Annotated in this window: 26 protein-coding genes and 4 pseudogenes; 8 read left to right on the top strand and 22 right to left on the bottom strand. The window is 52.6% G+C overall.

Going from position 1 to position 25712, the window contains the following annotated elements; all coding sequences use genetic code 11:
* Positions 1 to 262: 262 nt before the first annotated feature.
* The 8 genes from ACKXF7_RS02045 (at position 263) to ACKXF7_RS02010 (ending at position 6838) form a co-directional block, all read left to right on the top strand.
* A complete protein-coding gene (locus ACKXF7_RS02045; protein WP_423741993.1) occupies positions 263 to 511 on the top strand; it encodes a DUF6061 family protein in 249 nt (82 codons plus the stop codon).
* A 202-nt stretch (positions 512 to 713) separates the two neighbouring features.
* Positions 714 to 1292 carry a GntR family transcriptional regulator gene (locus ACKXF7_RS02040; protein WP_423741992.1) on the top strand — a complete coding sequence of 193 codons (579 nt, stop codon included), beginning with the start codon at positions 714 to 716 and terminating at the stop codon, positions 1290 to 1292.
* The gene (locus ACKXF7_RS02035; RefSeq protein ID WP_005940691.1) at positions 1270 to 1914 is read left to right on the top strand and encodes a GntR family transcriptional regulator; all 645 of its coding nucleotides are present in this window, start codon (positions 1270 to 1272) and stop codon (positions 1912 to 1914) included. The genes ACKXF7_RS02040 and ACKXF7_RS02035 overlap by 23 nt, the downstream gene beginning before the upstream one ends.
* A 19-nt stretch (positions 1915 to 1933) precedes the next feature.
* The gene (locus tag ACKXF7_RS02030; RefSeq protein ID WP_112144378.1) at positions 1934 to 2554 is read left to right on the top strand and encodes a DUF1847 domain-containing protein; all 621 of its coding nucleotides are present in this window, start codon (positions 1934 to 1936) and stop codon (positions 2552 to 2554) included.
* 424 nt (positions 2555 to 2978) lie between these two features.
* Positions 2979 to 4247 carry an SLC13 family permease gene (locus tag ACKXF7_RS02025; RefSeq protein ID WP_423741991.1) on the top strand — a complete coding sequence of 423 codons (1269 nt, stop codon included), beginning with the start codon at positions 2979 to 2981 and terminating at the stop codon, positions 4245 to 4247.
* A gap of 74 nt (positions 4248 to 4321) precedes the next feature.
* Positions 4322 to 5221 carry a L(+)-tartrate dehydratase subunit alpha gene (gene ttdA / locus ACKXF7_RS02020; protein ID WP_044953528.1) on the top strand — a complete coding sequence of 300 codons (900 nt, stop codon included), beginning with the start codon at positions 4322 to 4324 and terminating at the stop codon, positions 5219 to 5221.
* Positions 5221 to 5847 (top strand): L(+)-tartrate dehydratase subunit beta, encoded by a 627-nt coding sequence (gene ttdB, locus ACKXF7_RS02015; RefSeq protein ID WP_005940583.1) that lies wholly within the window; start codon positions 5221 to 5223, stop codon positions 5845 to 5847. Before ttdA ends, ttdB begins: the two co-directional genes overlap by 1 nt.
* 244 nt (positions 5848 to 6091) lie before the next feature.
* On the top strand, positions 6092 to 6838 hold the full coding sequence (locus ACKXF7_RS02010) for an SLC13 family permease (RefSeq protein WP_423742600.1): 747 nt from the start codon (positions 6092 to 6094) through the stop codon (positions 6836 to 6838).
* Between the two features lie 153 nt (positions 6839 to 6991).
* Here the strand turns inward: ACKXF7_RS02010 and ACKXF7_RS02005 are convergent.
* The 22 genes and pseudogenes from ACKXF7_RS02005 to ACKXF7_RS01900 all read right to left on the bottom strand — a co-directional run.
* A pseudogene (locus tag ACKXF7_RS02005) lies at positions 6992 to 7807 on the bottom strand (recombinase family protein); the annotation flags it as partial.
* Positions 7808 to 7904: 97 nt separating this feature from the next.
* Positions 7905 to 8855, bottom strand: a pseudogene (locus tag ACKXF7_RS02000) (type IV secretory system conjugative DNA transfer family protein); the annotation flags it as partial.
* Positions 8852 to 9235, bottom strand: a complete 384-nt coding sequence (locus ACKXF7_RS01995) for a PcfB family protein (protein WP_423742599.1) — start codon at positions 9233 to 9235, stop codon at positions 8852 to 8854. The pseudogene ACKXF7_RS02000 and the gene ACKXF7_RS01995, both read right to left, overlap by 4 nt.
* A complete protein-coding gene (locus ACKXF7_RS01990) occupies positions 9217 to 9405 on the bottom strand; it encodes a transposon-encoded TnpW family protein (RefSeq protein WP_098924812.1) in 189 nt (62 codons plus the stop codon). The genes ACKXF7_RS01995 and ACKXF7_RS01990 overlap by 19 nt, the downstream gene beginning before the upstream one ends.
* A gap of 106 nt (positions 9406 to 9511) precedes the next feature.
* Entirely contained in the window at positions 9512 to 11377 is a 1866-nt protein-coding gene (locus tag ACKXF7_RS01985; protein ID WP_423741990.1) for an AAA family ATPase, read from the bottom strand.
* A gap of 12 nt (positions 11378 to 11389) precedes the next feature.
* Positions 11390 to 12961, bottom strand: coding sequence for a MobQ family relaxase (gene mobQ / locus ACKXF7_RS01980; protein WP_423742598.1), 1572 nt, complete (start codon positions 12959 to 12961; stop codon positions 11390 to 11392).
* A 268-nt stretch (positions 12962 to 13229) separates the two neighbouring features.
* Entirely contained in the window at positions 13230 to 13553 is a 324-nt protein-coding gene (locus tag ACKXF7_RS01975) for a DUF3847 domain-containing protein (protein WP_423742597.1), read from the bottom strand.
* A 197-nt stretch (positions 13554 to 13750) separates the two neighbouring features.
* Entirely contained in the window at positions 13751 to 14173 is a 423-nt protein-coding gene (locus tag ACKXF7_RS01970; protein ID WP_423741989.1) for an AMP-binding protein, read from the bottom strand.
* 177 nt (positions 14174 to 14350) lie between these two features.
* Positions 14351 to 16102, bottom strand: a complete 1752-nt coding sequence (locus tag ACKXF7_RS01965) for a class I adenylate-forming enzyme family protein (RefSeq protein WP_423741988.1) — start codon at positions 16100 to 16102, stop codon at positions 14351 to 14353.
* 226 nt (positions 16103 to 16328) lie between these two features.
* Complete coding sequence (locus ACKXF7_RS01960; RefSeq protein ID WP_423741987.1) at positions 16329 to 16853, bottom strand: recombinase family protein; 525 nt, start codon at positions 16851 to 16853, stop codon at positions 16329 to 16331.
* Between the two features lie 178 nt (positions 16854 to 17031).
* Positions 17032 to 17238 (bottom strand): hypothetical protein, encoded by a 207-nt coding sequence (locus tag ACKXF7_RS01955; protein ID WP_423742596.1) that lies wholly within the window; start codon positions 17236 to 17238, stop codon positions 17032 to 17034.
* A complete protein-coding gene (locus tag ACKXF7_RS01950) occupies positions 17231 to 17548 on the bottom strand; it encodes a hypothetical protein (protein WP_423741986.1) in 318 nt (105 codons plus the stop codon). The genes ACKXF7_RS01955 and ACKXF7_RS01950 overlap by 8 nt, the downstream gene beginning before the upstream one ends.
* A 91-nt stretch (positions 17549 to 17639) precedes the next feature.
* Positions 17640 to 17939, bottom strand: a complete 300-nt coding sequence (locus ACKXF7_RS01945) for a hypothetical protein (RefSeq protein ID WP_412289930.1) — start codon at positions 17937 to 17939, stop codon at positions 17640 to 17642.
* Positions 17940 to 17952: 13 nt separating this feature from the next.
* On the bottom strand, positions 17953 to 18342 hold the full coding sequence (locus tag ACKXF7_RS01940; RefSeq protein WP_423741985.1) for a TnpV protein: 390 nt from the start codon (positions 18340 to 18342) through the stop codon (positions 17953 to 17955).
* On the bottom strand, positions 18339 to 19523 hold the full coding sequence (locus ACKXF7_RS01935; protein ID WP_423741984.1) for a DUF4368 domain-containing protein: 1185 nt from the start codon (positions 19521 to 19523) through the stop codon (positions 18339 to 18341). The genes ACKXF7_RS01940 and ACKXF7_RS01935 overlap by 4 nt, the downstream gene beginning before the upstream one ends.
* Positions 19524 to 19535: 12 nt before the next feature.
* A pseudogene (locus ACKXF7_RS01930) lies at positions 19536 to 19739 on the bottom strand (recombinase family protein); the annotation flags it as partial.
* 34 nt (positions 19740 to 19773) lie between these two features.
* Positions 19774 to 19971, bottom strand: a pseudogene (locus tag ACKXF7_RS01925) (hypothetical protein); the annotation flags it as partial.
* Between the two features lie 14 nt (positions 19972 to 19985).
* Complete coding sequence (locus ACKXF7_RS01920) at positions 19986 to 20699, bottom strand: antirestriction protein ArdA (RefSeq protein WP_423741982.1); 714 nt, start codon at positions 20697 to 20699, stop codon at positions 19986 to 19988.
* A gap of 4 nt (positions 20700 to 20703) precedes the next feature.
* Complete coding sequence (locus ACKXF7_RS01915; RefSeq protein WP_156066605.1) at positions 20704 to 21789, bottom strand: DNA cytosine methyltransferase; 1086 nt, start codon at positions 21787 to 21789, stop codon at positions 20704 to 20706.
* Positions 21776 to 22132 (bottom strand): hypothetical protein, encoded by a 357-nt coding sequence (locus ACKXF7_RS01910; RefSeq protein ID WP_178105371.1) that lies wholly within the window; start codon positions 22130 to 22132, stop codon positions 21776 to 21778. The genes ACKXF7_RS01915 and ACKXF7_RS01910 overlap by 14 nt, the downstream gene beginning before the upstream one ends.
* A 309-nt stretch (positions 22133 to 22441) precedes the next feature.
* Positions 22442 to 23821, bottom strand: a complete 1380-nt coding sequence (locus ACKXF7_RS01905) for a ParB/RepB/Spo0J family partition protein (RefSeq protein WP_423741981.1) — start codon at positions 23819 to 23821, stop codon at positions 22442 to 22444.
* A 736-nt stretch (positions 23822 to 24557) separates the two neighbouring features.
* Entirely contained in the window at positions 24558 to 25127 is a 570-nt protein-coding gene (locus ACKXF7_RS01900; RefSeq protein WP_423741980.1) for a biotin transporter BioY, read from the bottom strand.
* Positions 25128 to 25712: the final 585 nt, after the last annotated feature.

Here is a 25712-nt window from a genome sequence, read left to right as displayed (position 1 = left end):
AAGAGCGTTGTTCGCGTTTGCGCAGCGAAGTGGAGCAATGAAAGCCCCAGTGGGGCTTTTAAGCGACCGAACGGTCTTGCGCAAGCAAGATGGAGGGGCCTCGCCCCGACAAGTTCGCGTTTGGTGTAAGAATCGGGCGTGTGGTGGATGGGTGTAGACCTGCAAAGGGCTGCGTCAAGAAGTGGCTTTATGTATTTGCAAACGGACAGCCAGAACTTTCCACCGCAGAAGAAGTAAATGTGAAAAACATGGAGGCTTTCTTATGAACAAACTGCTTTCCTGCCGCTACAACATGGACACCAACCGGGTGGAAGCCCGGTTCGAGGGTGGCACCACCCTTGCCATCGACTGCATCGCCATCGAAGACGAGTACGGCAACACCCCGGCACAACGGACAGAACTGGACTGGCTGCTGTACAACAATCCCTTGGAGTATGTACAGCTTGTGCTGAGAGGGGAGATTGAGCACTACCTGTCGCTTGGCTGCGACCATGGAAGAATGGAAGATTGATTGACAAGGTTACATAACAGTTAACACAGCTTGCATTTGCCCTGCAATTTTTCAGAATGGAACGCCCCAAGGGCATCCGGTCTATATCCGGCAGATTTTTCATAAAGAATCTGCCGGGTATTTTTGTTTGTCATAAAGGAAGTCTTGCTTTTTATTGTAAAATTGGATACAATATAAAAAAGACATTTGCACGGAGGACTCTATGGAATATATCGGCATCCAGAAGAAAAACGGCGGTGTGGTGGAAGCCCTGCAGCAGGCCATTTTATCTGGGCAGATCCCGGCGGGCACTGAAATGACCCAGAACGAATTGGCAGAGAGTCTCGGTGTCTCTCGGATGCCGGTGCGGGAGGCCTTGATGATCCTTGAATATCAGGGTCTTATCATCCGCCTGCCCAACAATCGGATAAAAGCGGCAGATTTGACCGAAGAGACACTGCGCCAAATTCTGGCATTGGGGGCTCAGTTGGAACGGCAGGCTATGCGTGCGCTGCCGCAGGATGCGATGTTGGCAGGCGGCGAGATGCTGCAGCACCGTACCCTGCGGACCGTCCTGCCCTATCCGCTGCATCGCAAGCTGCTGGAGAGCATTCAGGAGACCTACATTGCCTTTGCCGTGAGCGCACGTCCTGCGCCGGTGAACGACCGGCTTGCCCGCCTGCTGATGCTGGACCGTCAGGGCTCCCCTGATGTGCCGGATGCATGGAACGCCTATGAAGAAGAACTACTGCATCTGATTTTAACGATAAGGAGTCAATATGCTGGGACTGAAACCCATTAAGCTGCTGCCTGCCCGCGAGCGGGTAGCTTCCGCTTTGCGGAAAGCCATTATCTCAAAAAGCATCCCGGAGGGTGCAGAACTCACGCTGGAAAACACCGCACAGGAACTGGGCGTGTCGGTCACGCCGGTGCGGGAGGCCTTTCAGATCCTTGCCCGTGACGGTCTGCTGGAAGTCAAGCAAAACAAGTGCGCCATTGTGTTGGGCGTAACGGAAAAAACGATTCGGGAGCACTACCAGCTGCGCGCTGCCTTGGAAGGGACGGCGTGTATGCTCTGCTGCCAGAACAACGCTGACCTGTCCAAGATCAAAAACTGCGTGGATACTGCTGAGGAGGCTCTTTCTCTTCAGCAGGCCGGAAATTATACTGACTACAACCAGTCCTTCCATTTTGAGATCTGGGAAGCTTCCGGCAATGAAAAAATGCGCAATCTTCTCTCGGAGCTGTGGAACGGCCTGTCCATTGGCGTGGAGATGAGCGAGTTGGACTATGCCCTCAACTCCCAGAGCGAGCATAAAAAGATCTATGCAGCGCTGGAAGCACGGGATGCGATGGCCGCGCGGGCTGAAATGGAAAAACACATCCTGCGCAGTATGGACGATGCGCTGACCTATTATTTATAAGATCAGGGAGGACAAGACAGTGTATACCTGTGCGAACTGTACGGTTCTGGCCTGCGCCAACAACGAGCCGGAAAAGATGCCCAAAAACTGCCCTATGCGGAATGCTTCGGTGATGGAGGCCGCCCGCGCCGGCTATGATTTGCCTGAGAATCACGATTTCTATGTCAACTGCTCGGCCATTGAGGGGCTTGGCTACTGTCAATGGCCCCGCCTGAAGGAGACGGTGGAGTTCTGCAAGCGGATGGGCTACCACAAGCTGGGTCTTGCATTCTGCAAAGGTCTGCGGAAGGAAGCCCGCATCGTGGCCGACCTGCTCCGTGCGCAGGGGTTTGAGGTGGTGTCGGTCATCTGCAAGACCGGTGGCATCTCCAAGGAAGAAGTGGGCATCCCGGAAGAGGTCAAGATCCACCCCGGCGAATTTGAGGCCATGTGCAACCCCATCGCACAGGCAAAGCTTCTGAACGAACAGCACACCGAGTTCAACATTGAGGTCGGACTTTGTGTGGGACACGACTCGATGTTTTATAAGTATTCGGATGCCATGGTCACAACGCTGGTGGCCAAGGATCGCGTTCTGGCACATAATCCCTGCGGTGCCATTTACTGTGCCGAGGGGTATTTCAAAAAGCGGCTGGAATAAAAGAAGGAAAAACGTGCGTTCTCCATCTGCTTTGGAGATCGCGTGTTTTTTGCAGAAGGCGGCGGAGGGAGATTTTCTTGTATCCTACTGTTTGTCTGGCGTGCACAAAAATTGGTACATAATCCGTGCAATGCGACAAAACTCGAAAAAAGGGATTGACAAATCTCTGTTTCGGGTGTATTCTCGTGTCGTCAAGTGGATACATTATCAAAGATTGGATATAAAAATTTAAAAAGACGCTGCCGAGATTCCCGGAATTCTAAGGTTCCGGGCAGATCCTTCCAGAACAAAAAAGGGCTGTGAGGGCACAGCACGGCGGCAAAGACTCTGCACAACGAGGTGCAGCTGGGGCGTTCCGAAAGTCAGGGCTGTTTTGCTCTGATGAAATGGATACATTATATTTCATTAAAGGAGGACCCCCGGTATGTCAGCCGCAACTATCACCCTACTCTTTCTTCTCTTCGCGGTCGTCATGTTCGTGTTTGAGAAGATCCCCCTCGGCGTAACGTCCATGATCGTCTGTATCGGTCTGGTCGTCGCCGGCGTGCTGGATGTCAAGACCGCTTTTGCGGGCTTCATCGACAGCAACGTCATCCTATTTGTCGCCATGTTCATCGTTGGCGGTGCGCTGTTTGAAACAGGCATGGCCAACAAGATCGGCGGCATTGTTACCCACTTTGCCAGATCCGAGCGCAGCCTCATCGTGGCCATCATGGTCATCGTTGGCCTGATGAGCGGCTTCCTTTCCAACACCGGTACCGCCGCCGTCCTGATCCCCGTGGTCATCGGCATTGCGGCAAAGTCCGGCTATGCCCGCTCCAAGCTGCTGATGCCGCTGGTATTTGCAGCGGCCATGGGCGGCAACCTTTCCCTCATCGGCGCACCGGGCAACCTCATCGCCCAGAGTGCTCTGGGTGAGATCGGGATGTCCTTCGGCTTCTTCGAGTACGCTATCGTGGGCCTGCCCATCCTCGCCGCCGGCATCCTCTTCTACGCCACCCTTGGCATGAAGCTGCTGCCCAACCACCCCGTCTCCGATGATGACTCCTTCAGCGGCGAGCAGGACTTCAGCAATGTTCCCAAGTGGAAACAGGTGCTCTCCCTTGTCATCCTCGTGCTCACCCTGCTGGGCATAATCTTTGAAAAGCAGATCGGAATCAAGCTCAACATCACCGGCTGTATCGGTGCGCTGGCTCTGATCCTCACCGGTGTCATCTCCGAGAAAGACGCCCTGAAGTCCATCGACCTCAAGACCATCTTCCTCTTCGGTGGTACGCTGTCTCTGGCCTCTGCACTGGATAAGACCGGGGCAGGCGCAGAGATTGCAAACATCGTCATTGGTGCTCTGGGCGAGAATCCCTCTCCCTACGTCCTGACTCTGGTGGTTTTCCTGCTCTGCTGCGTCATGACCAACTTCATGTCCAACACTGCTACTACCGCCCTGATGGTTCCCATCTGCCTGAGCATCGCACAGGGCATGGGTGCCGACCCCCGCGCAGTCCTGATGGCTTGTGTCATCGGCGGCTCCTGCGCTTACGCAACGCCCATCGGTATGCCCGCCAACACCATGGTGGTTTCTGCCGGCGGTTACACCTTCAAGGATTATGCCAAGGCTGGCCTGCCCCTCATCCTCATCGCAACGGTTGTCAGCATGGTGATCCTTCCCATCGCATTTCCGTTCTTCCCGCAGTAATACGGGCAGAGCGTTGAATAAGTGAAGCAAACGCACAAATGTACCAAAGCCAAATCATTCAAGGAGGAAATGGAATGAACAAACAGGAACAGGTGCAGCAGATGACGACCTATATGGCCAACTTTGTGAGCCATATCGCCAAGGTGCTGCCGGACGACATCATCAAAAAGCTGGATGAGCTGGGCGCACAGGAGGATGCTCCTCTGTCCAAGGTCATCTACGAGACTATGAAGCGCAACCAGAAGCTGGCCAAGGAGCTGAACCGCCCCAGCTGCCAAGACACCGGTGTGCTGCAGTTCTGGGTAAAGTGCGGCGTGGACTTCCCCCTCATCGGTGAGGTGGAGGGTCTGCTGAAGGAGGCTGTGGTCAAGTCTACCTTTGAAGCACCTCTGCGCCACAACAGTGTTGAGACCTTCGATGAGTTCAACACCGGTTTGAACGTGGGCAAGGGCACTCCCACCGTGTGGTGGGATATCATCCCGAACAGCGACAAGTGTGAGATCTACGCTTATATGGCAGGCGGCGGCTGCACCCTGCCGGGCAAGGCCATGGTTCTGATGCCCGGTGCAGGTTACGAAGGTGTGACCAAGTTCGTCATGGATGTCATGACCAGCTACGGCATCAATGCCTGCCCTCCGCTGCTGGTGGGCGTGGGCGTTGCCACCTCTGTTGAGACCGCCGCTCTGCTGTCCAAGAAGGCTCTGATGCGTCCTCTGGGCAGCCACAACGAGAACGAGCGCGCAGCCTATATGGAGAAGCTGCTGGAGGACGGCATCAACTCCATCGGCCTTGGTCCTCAGGGCATGGGCGGCAAGTACTCCGTCATGGGCGTGCACATTGAGAACACTGCCCGCCATCCTTCTGCCATCGGCGTTGCCGTCAACGTGGGCTGCTGGAGCCATCGCCGCGGCCACATCATTTTTGATAAAGATCTGAACTACACCATTGATACTCATTCGGGGGTGACTTTGTAATGCTGACCATTAAAGACGGAAAGAAGATCCTTACTACTCCGGTCTCCGCAGAGGACCTGAAGGACATCCATATCGGTGATGTCGTTTACCTGAACGGCGACCTGACCACCTGCCGTGACGTGGCGCACCGCCGCCTCGTGGAAGAGGGCCGCCCGCTGCCTGTGGATGTCAAGGACGCTGCCATTTTCCACGCCGGCCCCATCATTCGCCCTCTGGAGGACGACAAGTTCGAGATGGTGTCTGTGGGCCCCACCACCTCCATGCGTATGGAAAAGTTCGAGTATGAGTTCGTGCAGAAGTCCGGTGTCCGCGTCATCGTGGGCAAGGGCGGCATGGGCCCCAACACCGAGCGCGCCTGCAAGGAGTTCGGTGCCATCCACTGTGTTTTCCCTGCCGGTAACGCCGTTGTGGCTGCCACCGAGGTGGAGGAGATCGTCGAGGCCCAGTGGCGTGACCTCGGTATGCCGGAAACTCTGTGGCACTGCCACGTTAACGAGTTTGGCCCCCTGATCGTTTCCATCGACGCTGAGGGCCGCAACCTGTTCGAAGAGAACAAGGTCATCTTCAATCAGCGCAAGGATAAGGCCGTCGAGGAAATTTGCAAGCACGTTGGCTTCATCAAATAAGATCCAACTGCGAAGCCAGCGTTGCCTATACCCTGCGGAGAGCAACCATCCATCAAAAGCTTCTTCTCCTAAAATGAACTCACTATCACGTTAATTCTAACAACCATATTTGCTTTCACAGATCCAACAGACTTCTTATCATTTACTCCTATCTTCATTACCCTGTTTATCCTGCTTCTCCGCAAAACACCCCGGATGCTGTCTGCCATATCAACATCCGGGGTGTTGCTATTTGCGGTCAAATATGTGCACGAAAAAAATGCAGACAAAGAAGATCTTGGCCGTTCTTTTTGTTCTACACACCTTATATAAAGATCCTTTGGAAAATTGTGTTTTTCGACAAAAGTATAACAAATCCCTGCTTTGCATCTGCAAGGTGGAAGTAATCCACAGGAGGACAACCCAAATGAGCCCATTGGAGATCACACTGGTCATCCTGCTTGTAACGATCATCGCCTTTGTATCCGGTAAAGTCCCGTTCTCGGTCATTTCTACCGGCATCATTCTGGCGCTGATCCTCACCGGCATCAAGACCCCTGCCGAGGCCTTTGGCGGCTTCATCAACACGAACGTGGTCATGTTCGTAGCCATGTTCGTCATCGGTGCAGGGCTGACCAAAACGCCCCTGATTGACAAAGCCCAGAGTCTGGTCATCCGCTACAAGGACAATATGCGGATCCTCAGCTACCTGTTCCACAAAATTCTCCATATCCAAAACTCTCATGGTAATCTCATCCAGAACTGCCTGCTTCTCTGCAATTCGCTTTTTCTGATTTTCAATTATAAAGTCCTGCTTTTCAAGATAGCCTGCACCACCATAAACCGGCTCACACTCCACCTGCACTCCGTTTCTCTGTGCTATCTCCAAAAACAATTTTCTGCATTCTGCATCAAAGTTCATTTTCCGGTTATTGTATTTCCCTTTCTTTTTTGCTGGGTCAGGCAGTTCAAAGCCAAGCTCTTCCAGTGCCTTATCCTGCTGGGGACATAATTCTCCATATTTGTTTTTTGCGTCAAATACATGCCTCTCATGAATATGCGGGGTTGCCTCATCCAGGTGCAGTGCCCAGTCCAATATATGAATGTGGGAGCCATATCTTTTATTGAACTCGTCAAAGAACTCTGCTGATACCTTAGCTAGCACATCCGGTGTAACCGCATGGTCTATATCCTTAAAATGCTTCTGTGTTTTAAAATTGACCGTGTGACCTAAGTATTCCCTTTTCTTCAATATCCCGACTACTGTAGAAGAACCCCATCCATAAGGGTCTTTCACTTTCTTGTTTCTGTTATTCCCCTGCCCGAAGCGTGCCATATGCACTGCCGGTATTTCCACTTTTTTCTCCTGCAGAAGTTTTGCTATCTGATAAGGACCCAGCCCATCAATAGTCCATTTGAATATCAGCCTCACAATTTCGGAAGCTTCTTCATCCACAATCCAATGGTTTCCGTCATTTTCATCTTTCAGGTATCCGTATGGTGTAACACTTGCCACATGCTTTCCGGATTTTCCCTTGGATTTGAATGTGGATTTTATCTTTTTGCTGATATCCTTGGCATACATTTCATTCATAACATCCCTGAATACAAGGAAATCGTCATCTCCATTGTAACTGTCATGATTATCGTTAATTGCAATCAGACGAACTCCCTTTTTGCGAAAGAACTCCCGGAGCTGACCTACCACAAGATAATCCCGCCCTAACCGGCTCATATCCTTTAGAATAATGGTTTCCACTTCTCCATCTTCCACAAGCTGTATCATAGCCTTAAAGGATGGTCTGTCAAAGGTTGTGCCGGATATACCATCATCAGTGAAGTGCCTGAACCTGGTCCACCCTTTTTCTCTGCAATAATCTTCCAGCAGCTTCTTTTGATTTGATATACTGTACGACTCCCCAAGGTTCTCATCCTCTCGGCTTAATCGTTCATATAATACAATTATTTTCTCACTACTCATGTTCTGCTCCTTTCCTCTGTATTTGAGCCAAAAGTAATAAGCTCAAAGAGAATCTTTAATCTGTTAAGGTACTAAAAAGTCTCTTTCATCTTATTACACCGCTGGCGAGCTTGTATTTCTTATACTGCCTCACGGCGAAGTGCTGGGGGCTGCGACGTTCCAACCCGTCAAACATATAGTCCACCGCATTTTTGAAGGTTTCGTCATCCTCCCGGACTTCCATGCTGTTTATCATTTCCACCAGCGTATTCATGTTGCGTTCTTCCTCCGGCCCCTCAAAGACGATGTAGGCCACAAGGGCGCAGTACAAGAGGGTTTCAGCTTTAGTCCAGAACTCGTCGCCCTCCTTGCCGTCGCCTTTGGTGTTGGCGATCAGAGCAGTAACGAATTTCAAAACATCGCTTTCCGTCTTGATATAGGCCAGCGGATTGTAGTGCATGGATTTTGAAAAGTCGATACTGTTGAACACCCGCACCCTGTATTTCTCCCGTTGCAGGAACCGCCCGCACTGATCGAGGGTGCCGCCCTTCGGGTCTACCACCACATACGAGGAATGAGCTTGAAGAAGCTGCGGGGTCAGCCAGAACCTTGTCTTACCCGAACCGGACGAGCCGATGACACAGGCGTTTAGGTTCCGGGCATTGGCGGGTATTTTCGGACGGGTGTTCATGGTCAGGAACTCCGTCCCGGTCAGAATGACATTGTTCTGAAATTTAGGGTCTACAAACGGCTTTATATCCTCCTTTGTTCCAAAGCGGGCGGTGCCGTACTCTGCATCCCGCCGGAATTTTTTCGCCTGCCTGATCTTTGACTGTATCAGCAGATACACCCCAGCCGCACCGGCAAGGCCCACCAGCAGGTCAATACCGCCAAGCCCCGGCCAGTAGGTTTCAAAGGCTTTGGGGAAGGTATCGAGCATCCCCATGAGCTTTGTCCCGAAGTCTGTGCCGGGGGCGATCCGGTAGGCCGTCCCGATTTTGGAGAAGAACCAGAACACAAAGAGGTACGGCAGGTTTGGGAGCACATATTTTCTAATCTTGTCACTCAACGTCCGTCCTTCACCGCCTCTCTGGTCCGCTGCTTTTCCTTTGCCTGCGTCCTGATCTGCTCCGTGAATTTCCGAAGCTGGCCGAGGATGGAAGCCTTGTCCTGCTCTTTGTTCAGCACCTTTGCGCTGTACTTCTGGAAGGCCGCCGTGATAGCGTCCGCCTGATTGGCTTTGAAAAACAGTAGGTAATGACCGGGGCTCACTTTATGGAAAGCGTAGTCCACATGGAACTCCTTTGCGATCCGGTCAAAATCCTTTGGGGCTCCCACATAGGGCATGGCGCTTTTGCCGCCATAGTGGTTCATCAGCTTTTTTACACTCTGGCGTCCCTGCGGGGTCAGCGCCTTCGGGCTGGACTTCGTCAAGAGGTTTTCGGTAATTTTTCTAAATTCATCAGGTTGTCCGCAAGGAAGCCCCTTGTGACCTCATGTCTGCACATATCCTTGAACATCTTTTCAATCGGCTTTTTGGCAGTTTCGGACTGCTTCACACACACAATAAAGGTGGTCTTGCCAATCTGTACCGAATAACTCGAATTCTGATTCTCCATTCAATTTCTCCTTAAATCGTCATTTTCCCAATTTGGCTGGCAGACTGGCAACTGTGGGTGTACCATGATTTTCTTGCCAGCCAAAGTTTTCTGCCAGTCAAATGGTTTATTCCATCCAAAAGACCTTTTTGCGGCCTTCCACGATCTTGCTTTTCAGGGCATCGCCCAGTTCACGCTTGGCATCCCGGACGGTTCTGCCGGGGATGCCCCTTTCCAGCGCCGCCTTGTCGATGTCCTCGCTGAGCACCTGCTTTCCTCCGGCAAGCAGGGCGCAGATTAGGTCTTTGGCTTGCTGGGTCTTGGTTTCCCGCTGCGGCTCAATGCCGGACAGCATCTCGTCTGCGGTAATGTCGTACTCGCCGACCCAGTGGAAGCCGCCCTCGTCCCCCAGAGAGAACGCCAGTGACGCTCCCGGCGGGGCAAGAGAACTTTTCTCGTGGGTCAGGATGCGCATGGTGGGGTCGTGCTTCAGCTTGCCGATGAACATGACGCTGCGGACGGCGGCAGCAATGTCGATGGAGCCGAGGCCCCGCTGCAAGCTCTGCATTCCGGCGGCTTTATTCAGGTGTCCAATCAGCAAAATAGCGCAGCCTGTTCGCTGCGCTACCTGTCCCAGCCGCATGAAGATGGGCCGGACTTCGTTCGCCCTGTTCATGTCCACGTCGGCACCGAGATATGCCTGAATCGGGTCGATGATGACCAGTCGGGCGTTGTTCTCGACAATGGCTTTTTCAATTCGTTCATCGGAGAGCGTCAGCTGCACATCGCTGTCATCAATGACCAGCACCCGGTCAAGGTCTGCACCGGCTTCGATCAGGCGGGGCTTGACCGTATCGCCCAGACCGTCCTCTGCGGTCTGGTAGATCACGTTGAAGGGTTCCATGCGCTCCATGTTGGGCAGCAGCTTTCCGTTGGTGCAGGCAGCGGCAAGGTGCATGGCAAAGTAGGTCTTGCCCTCGCCCGGATTTCCTTGCAGCACACTGAGCTTTCCAAAAGGAAGATATGGCTTCCAAAGCCATTCCACCGGGGTCAGCTCCACGTCGCTCATGCGGATAATCTTCACCGTTTCCGGTTTTAACGGCTCTTTCAGCACGATGCTTTTAAAATAATTGCGGTTCGGAATCTCTGCCCGGTGCGCCAGAACATCGTTCCAGTCCTTCATGCAGGGCTGGATGCGGGTCACGCTCACGGTGTCCGGCAGCAGCCCCGCCAGCCGCTTGCAGGCATTCTCTCCGGCTTTGTCGGCATCCAGACAGAGAAACACCCGCTCTACGTCCGGGCGTTCCGAGAGAAACTGCTGCAATGCCCTTGCCGACACGCCGCCCAGCGACAGATAATTATGCTGCTGCCAGTTTTTCGGGAACAGTTCGATGAAGGACAGCAGGTCGATGGGAGCTTCAAAGACCAGCAACTGTTTGTCGGTGCCGCGATGGGCAAAGCCAAACACCTTTTCTGCGCCGGCTGCATCCTGCCGAAACTTTTCCCGAATCCCACGGCTGCTTGCGTAGCGGGGATGCCCATCCGCATCCCGCCCCACAAAGACCACGTTGTGGTGGGCGGCGTCCTCATAAATATCTCCGGTAGCGATAAAGAAGTTCACCAGCGAGGGGCTGAGTTTCCGCTCCTTTGTCAGATAATTCAGAATGTTGGCGTTGGTGACGTTCCTCAGCGGCAGACGAAACGCCGGAGAGGGGGCGGGGTCAGCCTCCGGCTGGGCTTCGCCCGGCTCTCCGGTCAGCATCTGCACCGCTTCGGGGAAGGACTTTCCGTAAAATTCCATCACGAAATCCACCGGGAAACCGCCCTTGCTCTGGCTGTGCCGGAACCATTTGTTTCCGCAGACGGTCAGGCTGTCGTGGGCTTTCCAGCGGTATTCTTTTCCGCTGCGCACCAGCGTTTCGCCCTGTGCCCGGAGAAATTTTTCCAGATCCACCGCATTGGCTTTGTCGATCTGGGCTTGGGTGTAGGTCATATTGCTTCCTCCTTAAAGCTCCTGTGTGTGATTTTTCTGCTCGGTTTTCTTCTGGGATTGTGCTGCCTTGGCTTCTTCCAGCTTTTTCAGCACCGATTCCTTCTCCGGGGTCTTGCCGCCCGGTGCAGAAAGCTGCTGCTTATTCAGCACCATGTCGATATACTTGCGGATATTTTTCAGTGCAGAGATGTCCGGCTGCAAGGTTTCCAGTTGGGTGCGCAGCTCTGCGCTGCTGGATTGCAGCGCAGAAAATTCGGCATCCAATGCCGAAAAATCCACCGCTGTGCTGCCGTTCAGCTTCATCAGGGTGCGGACAGCTTTGTTGAATGCGTCCAGTTCGTCCTTGTGCTGGGCGGCGTAAGCGTCCTTGGTCAGCTTAAAGTTCTTCTTTATAAAGGTATCATGGACGGGTTTCAGCTTGGCATGGACGGCAGCGGCGTCCTTGATCTGAGCGATTGCGCGCATACGGTTTTCGTTCTGCTTCAACTGTCCGCGGAGAGGAGCAGCGGTCTGGTTTAAGCTGTCAATGGCTTGGTTCAAATCCTCAATGGTGTTCAGAAAATGGGCTTTCAGATAGTCCACCGCCCGTTTGACTTCCTCAAAGTCCCGAACAGTGCATTTCAGTTTTGCCTTGCCAGACCAATCGCTGCGCTGCTCATTGCGGAGATTGAAGTAGTCCACCAGCAGGTCGGACAGCGTGGGTTCTTTCGCCTTTTCCAGAGCGTCCAGAAGAAGCTGCTTCTTTTCGTTCAGGTCTGCAATCCAGCGTTGCAGCCCACGGATGGCGCTGCGGATGGACTGCATCAGGCTGTTGGCGGCTCGAATATCTCGGTTCAGGTTTCCGAGAAAAGTTTCGATGCCACGCTTTTCCATCTGGTGTGCGGCGGGGCCGAGATGCACAGTCGGTATCTGCTGGATGCCCTGCCGCTCAAAGGAGCGCAGGTCAACACGTTCCGGTCTGCCAGCGGCTTCCAGATAGCGGTTGGTAATGGTTTCCCAGCTATGCCGCCAGACCTCAGCGTACTTCTGGTCGTTCCAGTCCACGGTGTTTTCCTTGTGGCACTTCCAGTTCCCAGAAGGAAGCTGGATGCGCTCGCCGTTCTCGTCAAGGTCGTAAACCTTTCGGGCTTTTGGAAGCCACCTGCCGTGTTCGTCCATCGCTCGGAGCGTCAGCAGAATGTGGGCGTGTGGGTTTCCATCTCCCTTGTCGTGGATGGCAAAGTCAGCAATCATGCCTTTGGAAACAAACTGCTCGTTGCAAAATTCTTTGAGCATGGAAAGATACTGTTCCTTCGGCACCTCCACCGGGAACGCCAGCACGATACGCCGGGCAAGCTGGGAGTTCCATTGGTTCTCCACGGCTTCCACAGCGTTCCAGAGCGTTGTCCGGTCTGCAAATCCGGGCGGCGCATGGGACGGTAGCATGATCTCAGCATGAACAAGTTCTTTCTTCTTGTTGTAGAATTTTGTTTTCTGGTCGTACTCGCTGAACAGCCGTTCGCCGCTCTGGTAAGCGGCCCCGGCAACAGCGGACTGTCCTTGGCTGCGCTTGACGATGGTAATTTTGAAATGCGGACACGGAATAGGCATCACCCCCAAACAAAAAGACCGCCCAGCAAGATTGCTCTTGTGAACGGTCTGGAATCGTATTCGGTTGTGCTCGCCGCCTTGGACCGGAGTGCCGTGCACTTCGGTCTTGGGCGGGAGCCGCAAAAGGATAGCTGCAAAGCAGCGCAAGGAAAATGCAGTTTTCCTTGGGATGGAATCGGGCTGGCGCACAAACGCCAGCTTCGATTTCATCGAGCCGTCTGCAAGACCGCAATTTCACCGGAACGGTGTATAATTGCGCCCTTTATTCTAAAGGGTTTTGGACGTTGCTGCGTTCGTGAACATCATGCACCATCTTTGCAAGTGCCAGCACGACTTCCGGTTGACGGAACGAGATTTTCAGAAGCTCCATCACCTGATTGTCGGTCAGTTCTCCCGGACAGATCAGAAAACTTTCCAGCATTCCAGCACGAGTGCAAAGACGATGCACGCGCTCTTTTCGGTTCAGCTCTGACATCTGGCGTTCAAGAATCTTCTCTCGGTGCTGGCAAGAGCGCAGCTTCTGCTCTGCTTTGGATTTTTCGTTGCGGAGGTAGGCAAGGTCGGTTTTGGGTTGGGTCAATGGCATCACGCTCCTTGTTTGTACATTCCAGATGAAAAAAGCAGCTCAAACATTGCGTCCGAGCTGCTTTTCATGGGGTTAAATTATGGTCTGATTCTCATTTTGTGCGAATGGCATCTTTCTTTTTTAATGCCTTCACTTGACTGTCAATAAAACGTGCATATCGCATACCTGCATCGACATTCTTCCCGGCTTCCATGAAGCTATTCCATGAGGTCTACTGTGATTACGACCTTGCTCTTCGCCGCGATGATCTGTTCGTGCAGCTCCTGCGGCGTGGCGTTCAGCACAAGGAAGTTCGCCACTGCACCAAGCTTGTTGACCGCGTACAGCAGATACACCGCCTCTGGGATTGCCAGCAGGCACAGGCTCACAACGTCGCCCGCCTTTATGCCGCAAGCTATCAACGTACGGGCGCAGCGGTCGATCTCCGTCTGCAACTGCCGGTGGGTGATTTTCCGTCCGAAGTAATTGAGCGCAGGCTCATCTAATCGTCCCACATTGCAAGCGGTCATGTAGTCATACATAGCCCCTTCCGGCAACGGGGCATGGATAGCCTCCTCGGAATAATATCTCTGCCAAGGTTTATCAATGGACGGATAGCCCGTCAGCTTCTTTTCTTCCATTTTCTTGCTCCACTATTTTTGAATACAGCGCCGAATCAGACGCAGGTTGGATACGAAAGTTGACCATAGTATCCATTCAAAATCAGAAGCAAGCATTCATTAAAGAAACTAAAAAACGCGTTTTTTTTTTCGAACTGCCGCCTGAAAACAGGCTGCAGTTATGCAAACAACTTAGTTTTACTGACCGGTTATAAAATCCAACTTTTCTCTACAATCAGCGTTTTCTGCCGCCTTGCGCTCCAGTGCACGGAAATCCACTTTGCCGATCAATGTTCTCGGAAGAGCCTCAGTGATGTAAATCTCATGTACCTGTTCATAGGTTTCAAAGTTGGCGGCAGAGAATCCCTCTACGCGCTCTTTCAGTGCAGCCTCATCACAGCCGTGCTCAGGAACGATAAACGCGACCAGATGATTTGCGGATGCTTCGTCTGCAACGCCAACGATTGCGACCTCAGAAACACCGTCTACTGTCTCCAGCTTTTCCTCCAGCAGTTTAGGGAACACCTTGTGATAAATGTCATTTTCAAAGCAGACAATCATGCGCTTGATTCTGCCCGTGATAGTCAGAAGCCCGTCCTGAGAGATTGATCCTACATCTCCGGTGCGCAGCCACCGCACTCCGTCCTGCTCTACGATCACCTCGTCCGTCGCGGCAGGGTTCTTGTAATATTCCCGCATCAATCCGGGTGACGAGATATAGATTTCACCCTCGTTGTTGTACGGCAGTTCTTCCCCAGAATCAATATCAACGGCTTTAACGTTGCAGAATGGAATCGGGATTCCCACAGAGCCTGCTTCATTGGCATAGATCGTTTCTGCAATAACGGTCGCAGATGTCTCTGTCAATCCGTACCCTTTAGTAAGGTGCACTTTGCAGTTATGTTCTTTGAGGAAGGTGTTATACTCCTGCTCGAACTTTTTGCTCATTGTCTCGCCGCCGATTGCCGCCAGCTCAAGCGGACTCATATCAATTTTTAACAACCGAAGGTCTTTCATCATCTGTTCCGCTTGAACAGTTCCCGCAATGAGATAGTTGGGATGGTATTTTGTGAACAGCTTGCCAACTGACTGCGGGGAGATATCAAGCTCAATGACGGAGGTAATTCCAAAACTAAGAGGATGGTGCAGCGAACTACCGATTCCAAATGCAATAAACGGCGGCAGCAGATTAACGCTGGTGTGCTGCCTGTTCCATCCGTGGCACATATCCGTGTAAAATGTCGCTTCTGCAACGGAATTGAAGTTTCGGCTGGTAAGAACCACTTCCTTTGAAATGCCGGTCGTGCCGCCCGTCCGCACCATAAAGGCAGGCACATCGGAATCGTGATTCGGCGTATATTCGCTTGCCGGAAGTGCGAGGAACTTTTTCCAAGTGAGTGTGGAAAGGCTGCTATTTTGCTGCTTGTATGCAGCTTTCTTTTTCGCAAGCAGTCTGGCCGGAAAGCCCATCTCTTCCGCAACATTGATGAGCAGGATTGGCTTATCAAACGAATCGCTGAACTCCGTTTCATATGTAGAAAGAAGATTGTCCACCACGACAAAAAGCTTTGATTGTGTTCTTTCCATAACGCGCGCTACGTCCGCTGCGCGGGCATCCGGCATCAGCATATTGCAGCAGGCTCCCAGCTTGTTCAGCGCATAGAGCACGGCAACAAGCTGCGGGACAGCAATAGCCTGTATGGTAACAACATCACCCTTCTTAACCCCAAGATGCGTAAAGCTACTTGCGCACCGGTTGATCTTCTCAAAAAGAGCTCGATAGCTGATCTTATTTCCGTAATAGATCAGCGCGATATCGCTTGGATGCTCTGCGTTTCTCTGAAAGACGTAGTCAAACATAGACCCTGTGGGCAATTCGGCGCACAGCGCCTCTTCGGAATAGTATTTCAGCCAGGGCTTGTCGATGGACGGATAGCCGGTTAGGTTCATGCACATTTCCTCTCTTCCAACTCAAGGTGTATTTCGAGCAGTTATTTCTCCAAATGGATACCATGGTACAGGCTCGTAGCCAGTCACCAAGATCATTTTTTTAATATTTATCAAGAAAAGTTTACCACATGAACAGTGTAAATGCAACGTTTTACGACACATATAACCGGAACGCATGAAAAGTCAACCATGGGGAGCAACCTGTACTTTTTTAGCGGAGTGTGTCCTATTCTGCCCATTTTTGAAACGTCTTGTGTGTGACGCCGAGCCTTACGGCTGCCGCTCTTGCCGACAGCTCCTTTCTGCGCCACGCTTCCAGAACCGTCGGATACTCCGGCGGCTTTTCTTTTGGCTTTCGACCGAACTGAACACCTCGTAATTTTGCGGCGGCAATGCCTTCAGCCTGCCGCTGACGGATGAACTCGCGCTCGGTCTGTGCGACATATGAAAGAAGCTGCAAGACGATGTCCGCAATCAGTGTACCTGTCAGATCACGGTTTTTTCTGGTATCCAGCAGCAGCATATCCAGAACGACGATTGCCGCCGCTTTTTCCTTTGTGATGATGCGCCACTGCTCCAATATTTCTTCATAGTTTCTCCCCAGACGGTCGATGCTTTTGATATAAAGCAGATCGTCTTTTTTTGATTTCCGCACCAGCCGCTTGTACTGCGGACGGTTGAAGTCCTTACCGGACTGCTTGTCCATAAAAATATTTTTCTCCGGGATTTTCAGTTCCCGCAGTGCAATCAACTGTCAGTCCTCGTTCTGGTCACGGGTGCTGACCCGGATATAGCCATATAAATTCCCCAATAAATCGCCCCTTTCTGCTAAAAGTGAATTTCATCGTTCTATGTAAAACGGGCAAAGCATCCCTCCTGACGCTTTGCCCGTTGTTCTTTATTCTACCATAGCAGATCGGTTATCGCTTTCAGGATGCCCGCACAGGCTGGATAGCCAGCGCAGCACCCCTGACCTGATACGTCACCCCACCGGCTTCGCCCCTTGCCTTTCTCTGGCACACCTCCGGGTGCTGTGTAGCAAGGGCGGCAAGCTGTTTCTGCAAGGCGGGATTCAGCGTAAATACGCTGCTTGTCCCATCCTCGCTGGCGTAGATCATGGTTTCCAGCTTAAACATCGTCAATCAGTTCTCCCTCCTCGGATTCGTCAAAGATGGTCGGTTCCCAGTCCTCGTCCTCCTCGATGTCCTGCATCAGGAGCCGCATATTGGTGTAGCACTCCATCTCGGAACGGACGAAGTAGAACATCTGGTCGTACCAGTCTGCCAGCGTTTTGTCCTCCAACTTCCGGCAGAAGTCATATACCAGCCTGTTCTGGTCGGGGTCAACCGTCAGCCCGGCAACTCCGTACAGCCGCTTGCGGGTCAGCTCCAGATCGGCGCAGCCATAGGTGTAGAGCAGCATCTTTTCTTCAAACGTCAGTTTCATAGGCTTGTTCCTCCGTATAAAAAAGGGTCTGCCCTGTGCAGACCCGATGTAGCAAAAAGACCGCCGTGCGTTGTGCAGGGCGGTCTTGAACTCAGGATTGGAGAAAATCCCGGAGTTCATCAGCGAAAAAGGAGATTTTTGCGATAGCAGCTATCGCTATGTAAGGCAGGACGAAAACCACAAATGCGGTAATCAGCATTTTCAGGACTTCGCCGCCGTCTGCCAGCTTCATGACCCAGCTTGCAAGCGCCACGAAAAAGAACAGTCCCGCCAGCAGATTCGTCAGGATCGTGGAGAAGGTCGTGAGGAAGATGCCCACCCACTGCGCCAGAATCAGCAGCAGAAGCAGCGGAAAAAGGGCAAGTTTCAGCATCCATTTCAGCACAGCCATCGTGGGCACCTCCTTATACAAAAATCAGCTCAGACTTGATGATTTCCTCGGCACGGTTGCGGATGCTGTTCATTCGGCGCACCCATTCCAGTTGATCGGCGGCTTTCAGTGCTTCGGTCACGCCCTCAGCTTCCTGCATCTGCCGGACGGTCAATGCAAGCTGCTCTTCGGACTGTTTGTCCAGCTTGGCAAGGTAGCTCCCCAGCTCCCCGGACAGGAGCAGTTGATTGTACCGGATGGGATGATGTTCTTTCAGATACCTTTTATGTAAGCGGCCCCACCGCCCGGTGGGGTGCTGCTCTGCCGAGGCTGCTGCGGTCAGGTTCGGCAGATAGTGGTCATTGACAAGGGTGTAGTCCAGACCGTTGTTGCTGTCATGGAGCGTGTTCTTTAAGGTAGTCATGCTGCATTATCCTCCTTTGGTTTCGGCGTTGGGACTGCTTCTGGGTCAGGTTTTGGATTTCCTTTTTTCTTGTGATAGAATTCCAAGGTTTTCTTGTTGTGGTTGACTCTCCTGCACTCATCGGAACAAAATTCCTGCTGGCTGTGTGTAGGCCAGTAGGAGTGACCGCACACGGCACAGGTGCGCTGCCGGTAGTAGTGAGTTCCTCTCTCGGCTTCTCTATCCGCTTTCTTTTGCTCCAGTCTTGCCTGATTCCAGCATTCCCTTGAGCAGAAAAGCTGTCGGTTGCTCGTAGGTGTAAACACCTTCCCGCAGTGCGGACACGTTTTGGTTTTAATGATCTCGCCACCGTTTTTAGCGATTTTCTTTGCTTTTCGCTTTTCTCGATAGGCTTTTTCACGTTTGCGCTGCTTTTCCATGCGCTGCCGTTCTTCCTGCTCCTTCTGCGCTTTCAGTTCGGCAAGTTCTTCCTCGGTATAAGCAATATCGACTTGGCCGATATAGTTGAAATAAATGTCAACCTTTTGTGTGCGGGCATTGCCTGCACCCTCGGCTTCATAAACAACGATTTTATCGACAAGTTCGTTAAACATTGAATCGGAGATTTCTGTTGGATTTTTGCACTTGCGAATCAGCGAAATGAAATGCCGAATATCAGCAGAACTTGATTTACCTTCGGCAATTTCGGATTTCATCGTTTCCATCTTCGATTCCAATTCTGCCTGCTCGCTATCATACTGTGCCATCAGCTGCTTGTACTGTCGTTCGGGCAATAGTCCAGACATAAGATTTTCGTACAGACTACGAATAAGGGCAGAAAGCTCATCATAGCGTTTTTGACAACGTTTCAATTCCGATTGGTTCTGCTTCGGCTTTTCTTCACGTTTCTCTTTCCAAAGTGATTGCAGTTCCAAAGCGAAGGTTTCTTCATCTTTTAGAACAAATCTCGAAAAGCGTTTGACCGATGCCAATATCAGGGCTTCAACATTATCGGCACTGATTGAATGGGCAGTACAGCCATTCACCCGACTTGCATATCCACCACAACGATAAGAATATTGAGTAGACCCATCCTTTTTACTGTAGTGTGTTTGCAAGGTCAATCTTCTGCCGCAGTCGGCACAATACAGATACCCGCTTAAACGGTTGGTGTGCGTTCCCCAAGCAGAAGCACGATTCACTCGGCTTCTGCGTTTCTGAACACTATCCCAAAGTTCTTGCGATATAATCGGTTCATGCGTGTTCTGGAAAACGTACTGTTCATCTTCATCTGTTTCTTTTCTCTTGTGAAGTTTGAAATTTGTGCTTACAGATTTTCGTAAAACAGTGTGTCCCAGATATTCCTGCCGACCTAAAATTGTTCTTACGGAGGAGGTCCCCCACAGGTACGGATTGGAGAACTTTGTCCCATTGTACTGCTCCGGGTGATATTTCTTTGCGTATGGGGTCCACCCGGGATTTCTGCTGTTCCGCTATGGCGGCGGCCTTGTCCACCATTGCCCGGTATTCCGCCGTTGCGCTCCCTTCCTTGTAGTCGGAAAAGCTGTTCATTTCCTTTGCCCGACGGGCGGCTCCTTCATTGATAGGGTAATAGTTGATGGTATGCACCTCCTTCATGCTTCGGGCCATGCTGGCCCGAAGTCTTACCGTTCTTCATGGGAAGGCTCCGCCTTGTCCTTTTTCGGAGCGGGCGGGGCTTCTTGAAACCGTTTGAGTGCAGCGAGAATGGAGTGGACAGGCTCGGCCTTTTCAGGATAGGCAAATATCCGGTGTTCCGGCGGAATGTCCTGCGGCCCGTGGTAATACTCCTTGAAGCCCTCCGGGACTGCCGACACATACCCACCGGGAGCGAATACGCCGCCCTCGTTGATACGCACATCCCGCCCATATGCTTCATAATCGAAGTAGTTCTGAATGTGCTCCGGTATGTCGATAGTCCCAAGCTCGTCGGCGTAAAGACGGCCCAGCTCTTCATCATCGGAAATATCCGGGTAAAAGCGGTAAAGGTCAAGGTTCTGCGTCAGGTTTATCAAATCCTTCACGCTCCTTGTGTGGTTTCCTAAGACAAGAGCGGCTTCAAAGGTTTCCAGTCCGCCCTTATCCCGTACTTCCAGCAGGGCGTGGCCCAGCTCGTTCAGCTCGTCGATGTTCTCACATTCGTAGAGATGATCGTAGAGCCCCAGCACATCACTGTCAAAGCTGGTAAAGAACACTTCGCTGTACCGTTTTCCGTCTATCCCGATTTTGGCAAGGGCGGCCTGCAACTCCTGTGTCGTCATGGGGAAATGTACCGTTGTCCCTACCTCAATCCCCATTAAGGGGTATAGGGCTGTATTGGTTATATAGGCTTCAAACATGGGCTCATTCCTCCTTTCCGGCCCGGTCAGCCAGCACCTCATAAATCCCGGCCATAATGTAATCGGCGCAAGGGAGGGCAATCGCATTTCCCAGCGCCTTGTAGCGTTGCAGAGGCCGAATCTCCACGCCGTCCGCCCCGTACTTTGTCCAGCCCTCTGGCAGCCCCATCAGCCGTTCGCTTTCTGTTTCCGTCAGAAAACGGATACAGCCGCCCTCCGGGTCGCCCTCATACCAGAAGGCAAAAGGCGTTACATCACTGGCTAAAAGAGTGGGAAAAGGGTCAGTTGGTAATCCGAAGCTGTTTCGGAAGGCCGTTTCTTCCTGCCTTTTTGCCGCTCCCCGCATACGGAAGCACTGAAATGGGTGGATGACTGGTATCTGCCGCCCTGTTTCAAAAGAAGCTGTTCGATCTCCTTCGGCGGCGGCCCGCCCGCCCTCTCCGCAAGGCGGAGGAAGTGGGAGCATTGGACGGGGCTTAAATAGTATGTCTGCGGCACATCTGCCTCCAAAATCCGCCACGACGAAAATCCGCTGCCTTCGTGCCAGCCTTCGGGAGCCTGCCCAATACTGGGCGTCCATGAGCCGCCAGCACACATCAGGCGTTCCCCCTCGCACCATTCCGGCGTTTCCCCATCTTCCCGAAGGAGGCATTGGAACTTCGGTGTCCGAGAAGGCGGATAGGACGGCTCTAAAGTCCATCCGGTCATTTGTAGAAAACGCTCCCATGACGTTTTCCCAAACAGCGATAGCTGGATATAGGTTATCAGTAGCATCCCTCATTTCCTGTATGATACGAAACGCCTGATAGAACAGGCTTGATTTTGCCCCGGCAAGGCCGGAGCGGTTGCCGATCAGAGAAAGGTTCTGACAGGGAGAGCCGAAGGTTATCACATGGACCGGCGGGATTTTCCCGCCGTCCACCTTCGTAATATCTCCCAAATGCGCCATATCGGGAAAGTGCCTTTTGGTTATGGAGATGGGCGCTTTTTCAATCTCGCTGGCCCATACCGGACGGATACCGCACCGGGAAGCAGCCAGAGGGAACACGCCGATCCCGTCAAAAAGGCTCCCCAGCTTAATGTCCGGCATAGCCCGGGGTGCCGTGTCCCTTCACGGCAAGCACCCCTTCCAGCGTTGTCGCCGCAATGCCCAGCCGCCCGGCAACCGCAATATCGTTTTTTACATCCTCGTCCACAACGCTGCCGCAGACGATCAGGGTGTGGGAGCGCCGCAGCATATCCCGGCGCATATCAATCCCGGCCTTGTGTTCCTCGGGAACGCTGTCATTCAAAAACAGCGGCAGATACAAGAGCGGGCAGATCGGGGAAAAGCCCGCCTCATAAGCAAGGCGGCAGTAGTGGGCCGCCAGCTCCATATCAACATCCGGCTCGCCGCTCCATGCGGCGGTCAGGTACGCTAAAGGTCGTTTCATTGGTTGAGCCTCCATTTCTGTTTTGGTTTAGGGAAAAGCAAGGTATCGCCCAACCCCTCCGCCCCTTCCCCCGGGAAGGGGAACGGCTCTGGAGAATTTATATCCCCGTCGCTTGACCGGGAAAAAGCATAACCGGGAGAAATCCGTCAAGGGTGCCTCTGGCACCGCCTGCGGCGGCGCTGCCCTTGACTGATTTTCCCGGCTATGCTACGGAATAACTGGCGACGGGGAATAATTTATATCTCCAGAGCTTCGGGGCGCGGGGCAGAGCCCCGCAACCCTCGGGCCATGTTGACCCGAAGTTTCGGCTTACTTTTCCTGTTCGTTTTTCTTCTCCGGCTTTTCGTGTTCCTTCTGCTGGCCCTTCCAGTCGTCCAGCAGCTTGATGATCTGGTCCTTCATTTCCCTCGGCGTAGTTTCCTTGCCGAAATACTTGCTCAGTTCCGCACCTGTCAAAATCACTTTGTCTACCTCCTTTTTGTCCTCCATCATAATGCCGTCGATCACATCCCCGTTGAGTAGCTTCTTTTCGTCCAACTCACGCATACGCTTTGCCTGCGCCTGTGAAGGCGAGGACTGCTGGCTGTCAATGGCGACGGCGATATAGTTCTGGTTCTTCTTGCCGATATAGGAAAGCTCCACCGCCGTAGTAAAACCCAGCTTTTTTTCATCCATCAGCTTCATCAGGTCTGGAACCAGCTCATTGAGACGGATATACCGCTGCACCTGCTTGACCGCCATCTTATTGCGCTCGGCCACGATCTCGTTGGAGCGTTTGCCAGCGTCCTTCGGGTCAATCTGGCCCGAAGTGCGGGAGCCCTGGTGCTTGATAGCCTCAAGCTGCATTTTCAAGGCTTTGGCCCGCTCACTGGGTAGGATTTCTTCACGCTGGTTGAGATTGTCCTCAACCATCTGTGTGATGGCTTCATCGTCTGTCAGGTTTCGGACGATACAGGGCATATCCGCATACCCGGCAAGCTCGCTGGCTTTCTGGCGGCGGTGGCCGGACACGATCTCATAGCCGCCATCCTCACGGGGACGAACAATAGCGGGCTGGGTCACGCCCTTGTCCTTAACGCTGGACACCATAGCCCGCATTTCTTCATCATCCCGGACTTCAAAGGGATGGTTCTTGAAGGCGTAGAGCTCGTTCAGCTTGATATAGACGATCTGCTCCTTGCCCCGGCGTGGTGCATCCTTCGGCTTTTCGGGTACCTTCGGAGTGGGAGCAGTCTGCACCGTTGGAGCCGTTTTTTTCTCCGGTTCCTTTTTGACCGCCTTTTCCGGTTTCTGTGCGGGAGCTTTGGGCTTCGGGGCTGCGTCCTTGTCCTTATCTGCCTTCGGGGGACGGCCCCGGCGCTTCGGCTGTTCCGGCTCTTTGGGTTTTTCCTCCGCTTTCTTCGGAGCCTCCGGCTGCTTTTCCGGTTTTTCCGTTTTTGCCGGGACAGGCTTTTCCCCGCTGGGAGCTGCCGCCCGTTCCTCGACTTTCTTTTCCTTCATAATTTCAGCGAAGTTATAGACAGAAACCTGTGGGTTCTTTACCTCCGGTTCCGTCTTTTTTTCCGGCTCCGGGGAAACGGAAACCTTCTTCGGCTCTTTGGGGGGAGCGGGAGGCGTTTCCTTGCCCGGCCCGCTATCTGTTACCGGCTGTTCCGTCGTTTTTGTGGTTTTATCATCTGCCATAAGCATTTGCCTCCTGTTTTTTGGCATGAAAAAAGGGGCTCAACTTTTCAGTCAAGCCCCCGTGGGAAGTTCCTCCTTTCTCCGCCATGATACAAAAATACCGCCCGTAGTCTCGTTTGGGCGGTACTTTGTGTAAGATTGGCAGTCCATTATTAAGTTTTTTATTATGTTCCCTTTGTACACCGTTGCAACAAAAAGCTGTTGATTCTGGAGTTTGGCGTTGGCTCACGGAACCGGATGCGTTTTATATCACCTTTTACAAGGGCAATCTGTACATCCCACAAATAATCCAGGAGAAATCACTGGGTGTAGACGGTGACCTGAAAGAGCAGCTTGCTGCAATCAAAGCTGTGATGGAATGAAAAAACCTTGTCAAGAGGGCTGGCACCGTCCAGCCCTCTCTCTTTTTGCCAAAAGAATTTTTCGGAACTGAAAATGCAAAAAGCTGAGCACCTGTTTTTTCGCAGATGCTCAGCTTTGCTGTACTTTTTTCTCTGGATCTATGATGCGTTTTTCAACTTTTGGGCTGCTTCAGGTGCTCTTTGCTGAAGTTTTCAACGTCTTTCGCCCTCGATATTTTGCAACAGCCCCTTGCTCTGCTGAAAAGTTTTTCCGCTGAGGATGCCCAGAGCATCGCGGAGGGCATTTTGAATGCTCCCGTCTCCGGCATTGCCGCGCAGCGGCACATCATTTTGCGCCCGGCACAAACATCATTGCGCAGCACATCATTGCCGCAGGCACATCATTCTGAAACTGCACTCTGCAGTTTCAGCACACCGGCCTGCTCCAGACGCTTGCGCAGCAGTGCACCCACGACGCAGCTCACCACGATCTTGGCAAGGTCCAGCGCAATGAAGGGATACACGCAAACCGACAGCGCATAGCTCAGCTCACACTGCATCTGGAACACGAACCATGCAGTGCCCAGCACATAGCAGGCGGCATCGCCCAGCACAAGGCCGATGCCGGAGACTACGGGCTGGCCCTTGCTCTTTTCGATGAACAGACCGCCGATGAAGGCCAGCAGCAGATAGCCCACCAGATAGCCGCCGGTGGGGCCTGCCAGCTTGGCAATGCCTGCGCCGTAGCCGGAGAACACCGGCACGCCCACCAGACCGATGAGCAGATACACCGCCACGCTCAGGGTGCCGAACTTGGGCCCCAGCAGCCATGCAGTCAGGCAGATGACAAAGTTTGCCAGCGAGATGGGCACGGCCCCGATGGGCACCGTCAGCGGGCCCAGCACGCACATTGCGGCGGCCATCAGTGCAGTGACGGACATCTGATAGGTGGTCAGTTTTTTGTTTTTCATAGATTGAAATTCCCCTCTGTTAAAAATTTACAAGGCATCTGTGCCCGAGTATAGCGCAGCGGGGGACAGATGGTCAACAATAAAGTTTGCAGGAGGTTTACAATCCGGAGCCTGATTGTAATACGGTGGAGAGTGTGCTAAAATAAAAATGCCGCCTGAAACGGCGGCGGGTGTTGTCTGCATAAAAAGGTGGTCTGACTTCCTCCGGCAAGTGTCCGGGGGCTGTGAAACCTTATTGCTCGGTTCCCCCGGACGCAAACGCGAAAGGGGGGATGCCTCATGAAGTTAGAAGACGTTCTTCAGCTGTTCGTCGTCATCGGCGGGACAGTCGGAATTACATTTCAGATCGCATGGGCAATCTTCAAGGAGATCCATAACAATAAGAAATGACCGCCCACAGTCTCGCAAACACTGAGCGGTCATTCTTATTGACTACTTAGCCGAAGAGAGCTGACCCTTGCGGGCAGCACCTTTTCTATTGATAGTATAGCCTGTTTTATACGGCTTGTCAAGAAAAACAAGGAGGTCCCCTATGGGTGGAGGACACGTATCGCGCCCCGATTTCGGGATGCCGCAGCCCGACCC

The organism is Faecalibacterium sp. 7 (assembly GCF_049562865.1).
Classification (GTDB): Bacteria; Bacillota; Clostridia; order Oscillospirales; family Ruminococcaceae; genus Faecalibacterium; species Faecalibacterium wellingii.
The sequence above is the reverse complement of the archived record's forward strand: the minus strand, read 5'-3'. Positions and strand labels throughout refer to the sequence as shown.

Bases quoted from the DNA above. Each gene is read 5' to 3' on its own strand.
- ACKXF7_RS02035 (WP_005940691.1), top strand. From the start codon at position 1,270: ATGCTGGGACTGAAACCCATTAAGCTGCTGCCTGCCCGCGAGCGGGTA.
- ACKXF7_RS01950 (WP_423741986.1), bottom strand. From the start codon at position 17,548: ATGAAACTGACGTTTGAAGAAAAGATGCTGCTCTACACCTATGGCTGC.
- ACKXF7_RS01990 (WP_098924812.1), bottom strand. From the start codon at position 9,405: ATGGAGAATCAGAATTCGAGTTATTCGGTACAGATTGGCAAGACCACC.
- ACKXF7_RS01915 (WP_156066605.1), bottom strand. From the start codon at position 21,789: ATGCCGGACATTAAGCTGGGGAGCCTTTTTGACGGGATCGGCGTGTTC.
- ACKXF7_RS01945 (WP_412289930.1), bottom strand. From the start codon at position 17,939: ATGGCTGTGCTGAAATGGATGCTGAAACTTGCCCTTTTTCCGCTGCTT.
- ttdA (WP_044953528.1), top strand. From the start codon at position 4,322: ATGAACAAACAGGAACAGGTGCAGCAGATGACGACCTATATGGCCAAC.
- ACKXF7_RS01910 (WP_178105371.1), bottom strand. From the start codon at position 22,132: ATGAAACGACCTTTAGCGTACCTGACCGCCGCATGGAGCGGCGAGCCG.
- ACKXF7_RS01940 (WP_423741985.1), bottom strand. From the start codon at position 18,342: ATGACTACCTTAAAGAACACGCTCCATGACAGCAACAACGGTCTGGAC.
- ACKXF7_RS01905 (WP_423741981.1), bottom strand. From the start codon at position 23,821: ATGCTTATGGCAGATGATAAAACCACAAAAACGACGGAACAGCCGGTA.
- ACKXF7_RS01975 (WP_423742597.1), bottom strand. From the start codon at position 13,553: ATGCCATTGACCCAACCCAAAACCGACCTTGCCTACCTCCGCAACGAA.
- ACKXF7_RS01985 (WP_423741990.1), bottom strand. From the start codon at position 11,377: ATGACCTACACCCAAGCCCAGATCGACAAAGCCAATGCGGTGGATCTG.
- ACKXF7_RS01955 (WP_423742596.1), bottom strand. From the start codon at position 17,238: ATGTTTAAGCTGGAAACCATGATCTACGCCAGCGAGGATGGGACAAGC.
- ACKXF7_RS01970 (WP_423741989.1), bottom strand. From the start codon at position 14,173: ATGGAAGAAAAGAAGCTGACGGGCTATCCGTCCATTGATAAACCTTGG.
- ACKXF7_RS01920 (WP_423741982.1), bottom strand. From the start codon at position 20,699: ATGTTTGAAGCCTATATAACCAATACAGCCCTATACCCCTTAATGGGG.
- ttdB (WP_005940583.1), top strand. From the start codon at position 5,221: ATGCTGACCATTAAAGACGGAAAGAAGATCCTTACTACTCCGGTCTCC.
- ACKXF7_RS02010 (WP_423742600.1), top strand. From the start codon at position 6,092: ATGTGCACGAAAAAAATGCAGACAAAGAAGATCTTGGCCGTTCTTTTT.
- ACKXF7_RS02025 (WP_423741991.1), top strand. From the start codon at position 2,979: ATGTCAGCCGCAACTATCACCCTACTCTTTCTTCTCTTCGCGGTCGTC.
- ACKXF7_RS01900 (WP_423741980.1), bottom strand. From the start codon at position 25,127: ATGAAAAACAAAAAACTGACCACCTATCAGATGTCCGTCACTGCACTG.
- ACKXF7_RS02045 (WP_423741993.1), top strand. From the start codon at position 263: ATGAACAAACTGCTTTCCTGCCGCTACAACATGGACACCAACCGGGTG.
- ACKXF7_RS02040 (WP_423741992.1), top strand. From the start codon at position 714: ATGGAATATATCGGCATCCAGAAGAAAAACGGCGGTGTGGTGGAAGCC.
- ACKXF7_RS01965 (WP_423741988.1), bottom strand. From the start codon at position 16,102: ATGAACCTAACCGGCTATCCGTCCATCGACAAGCCCTGGCTGAAATAC.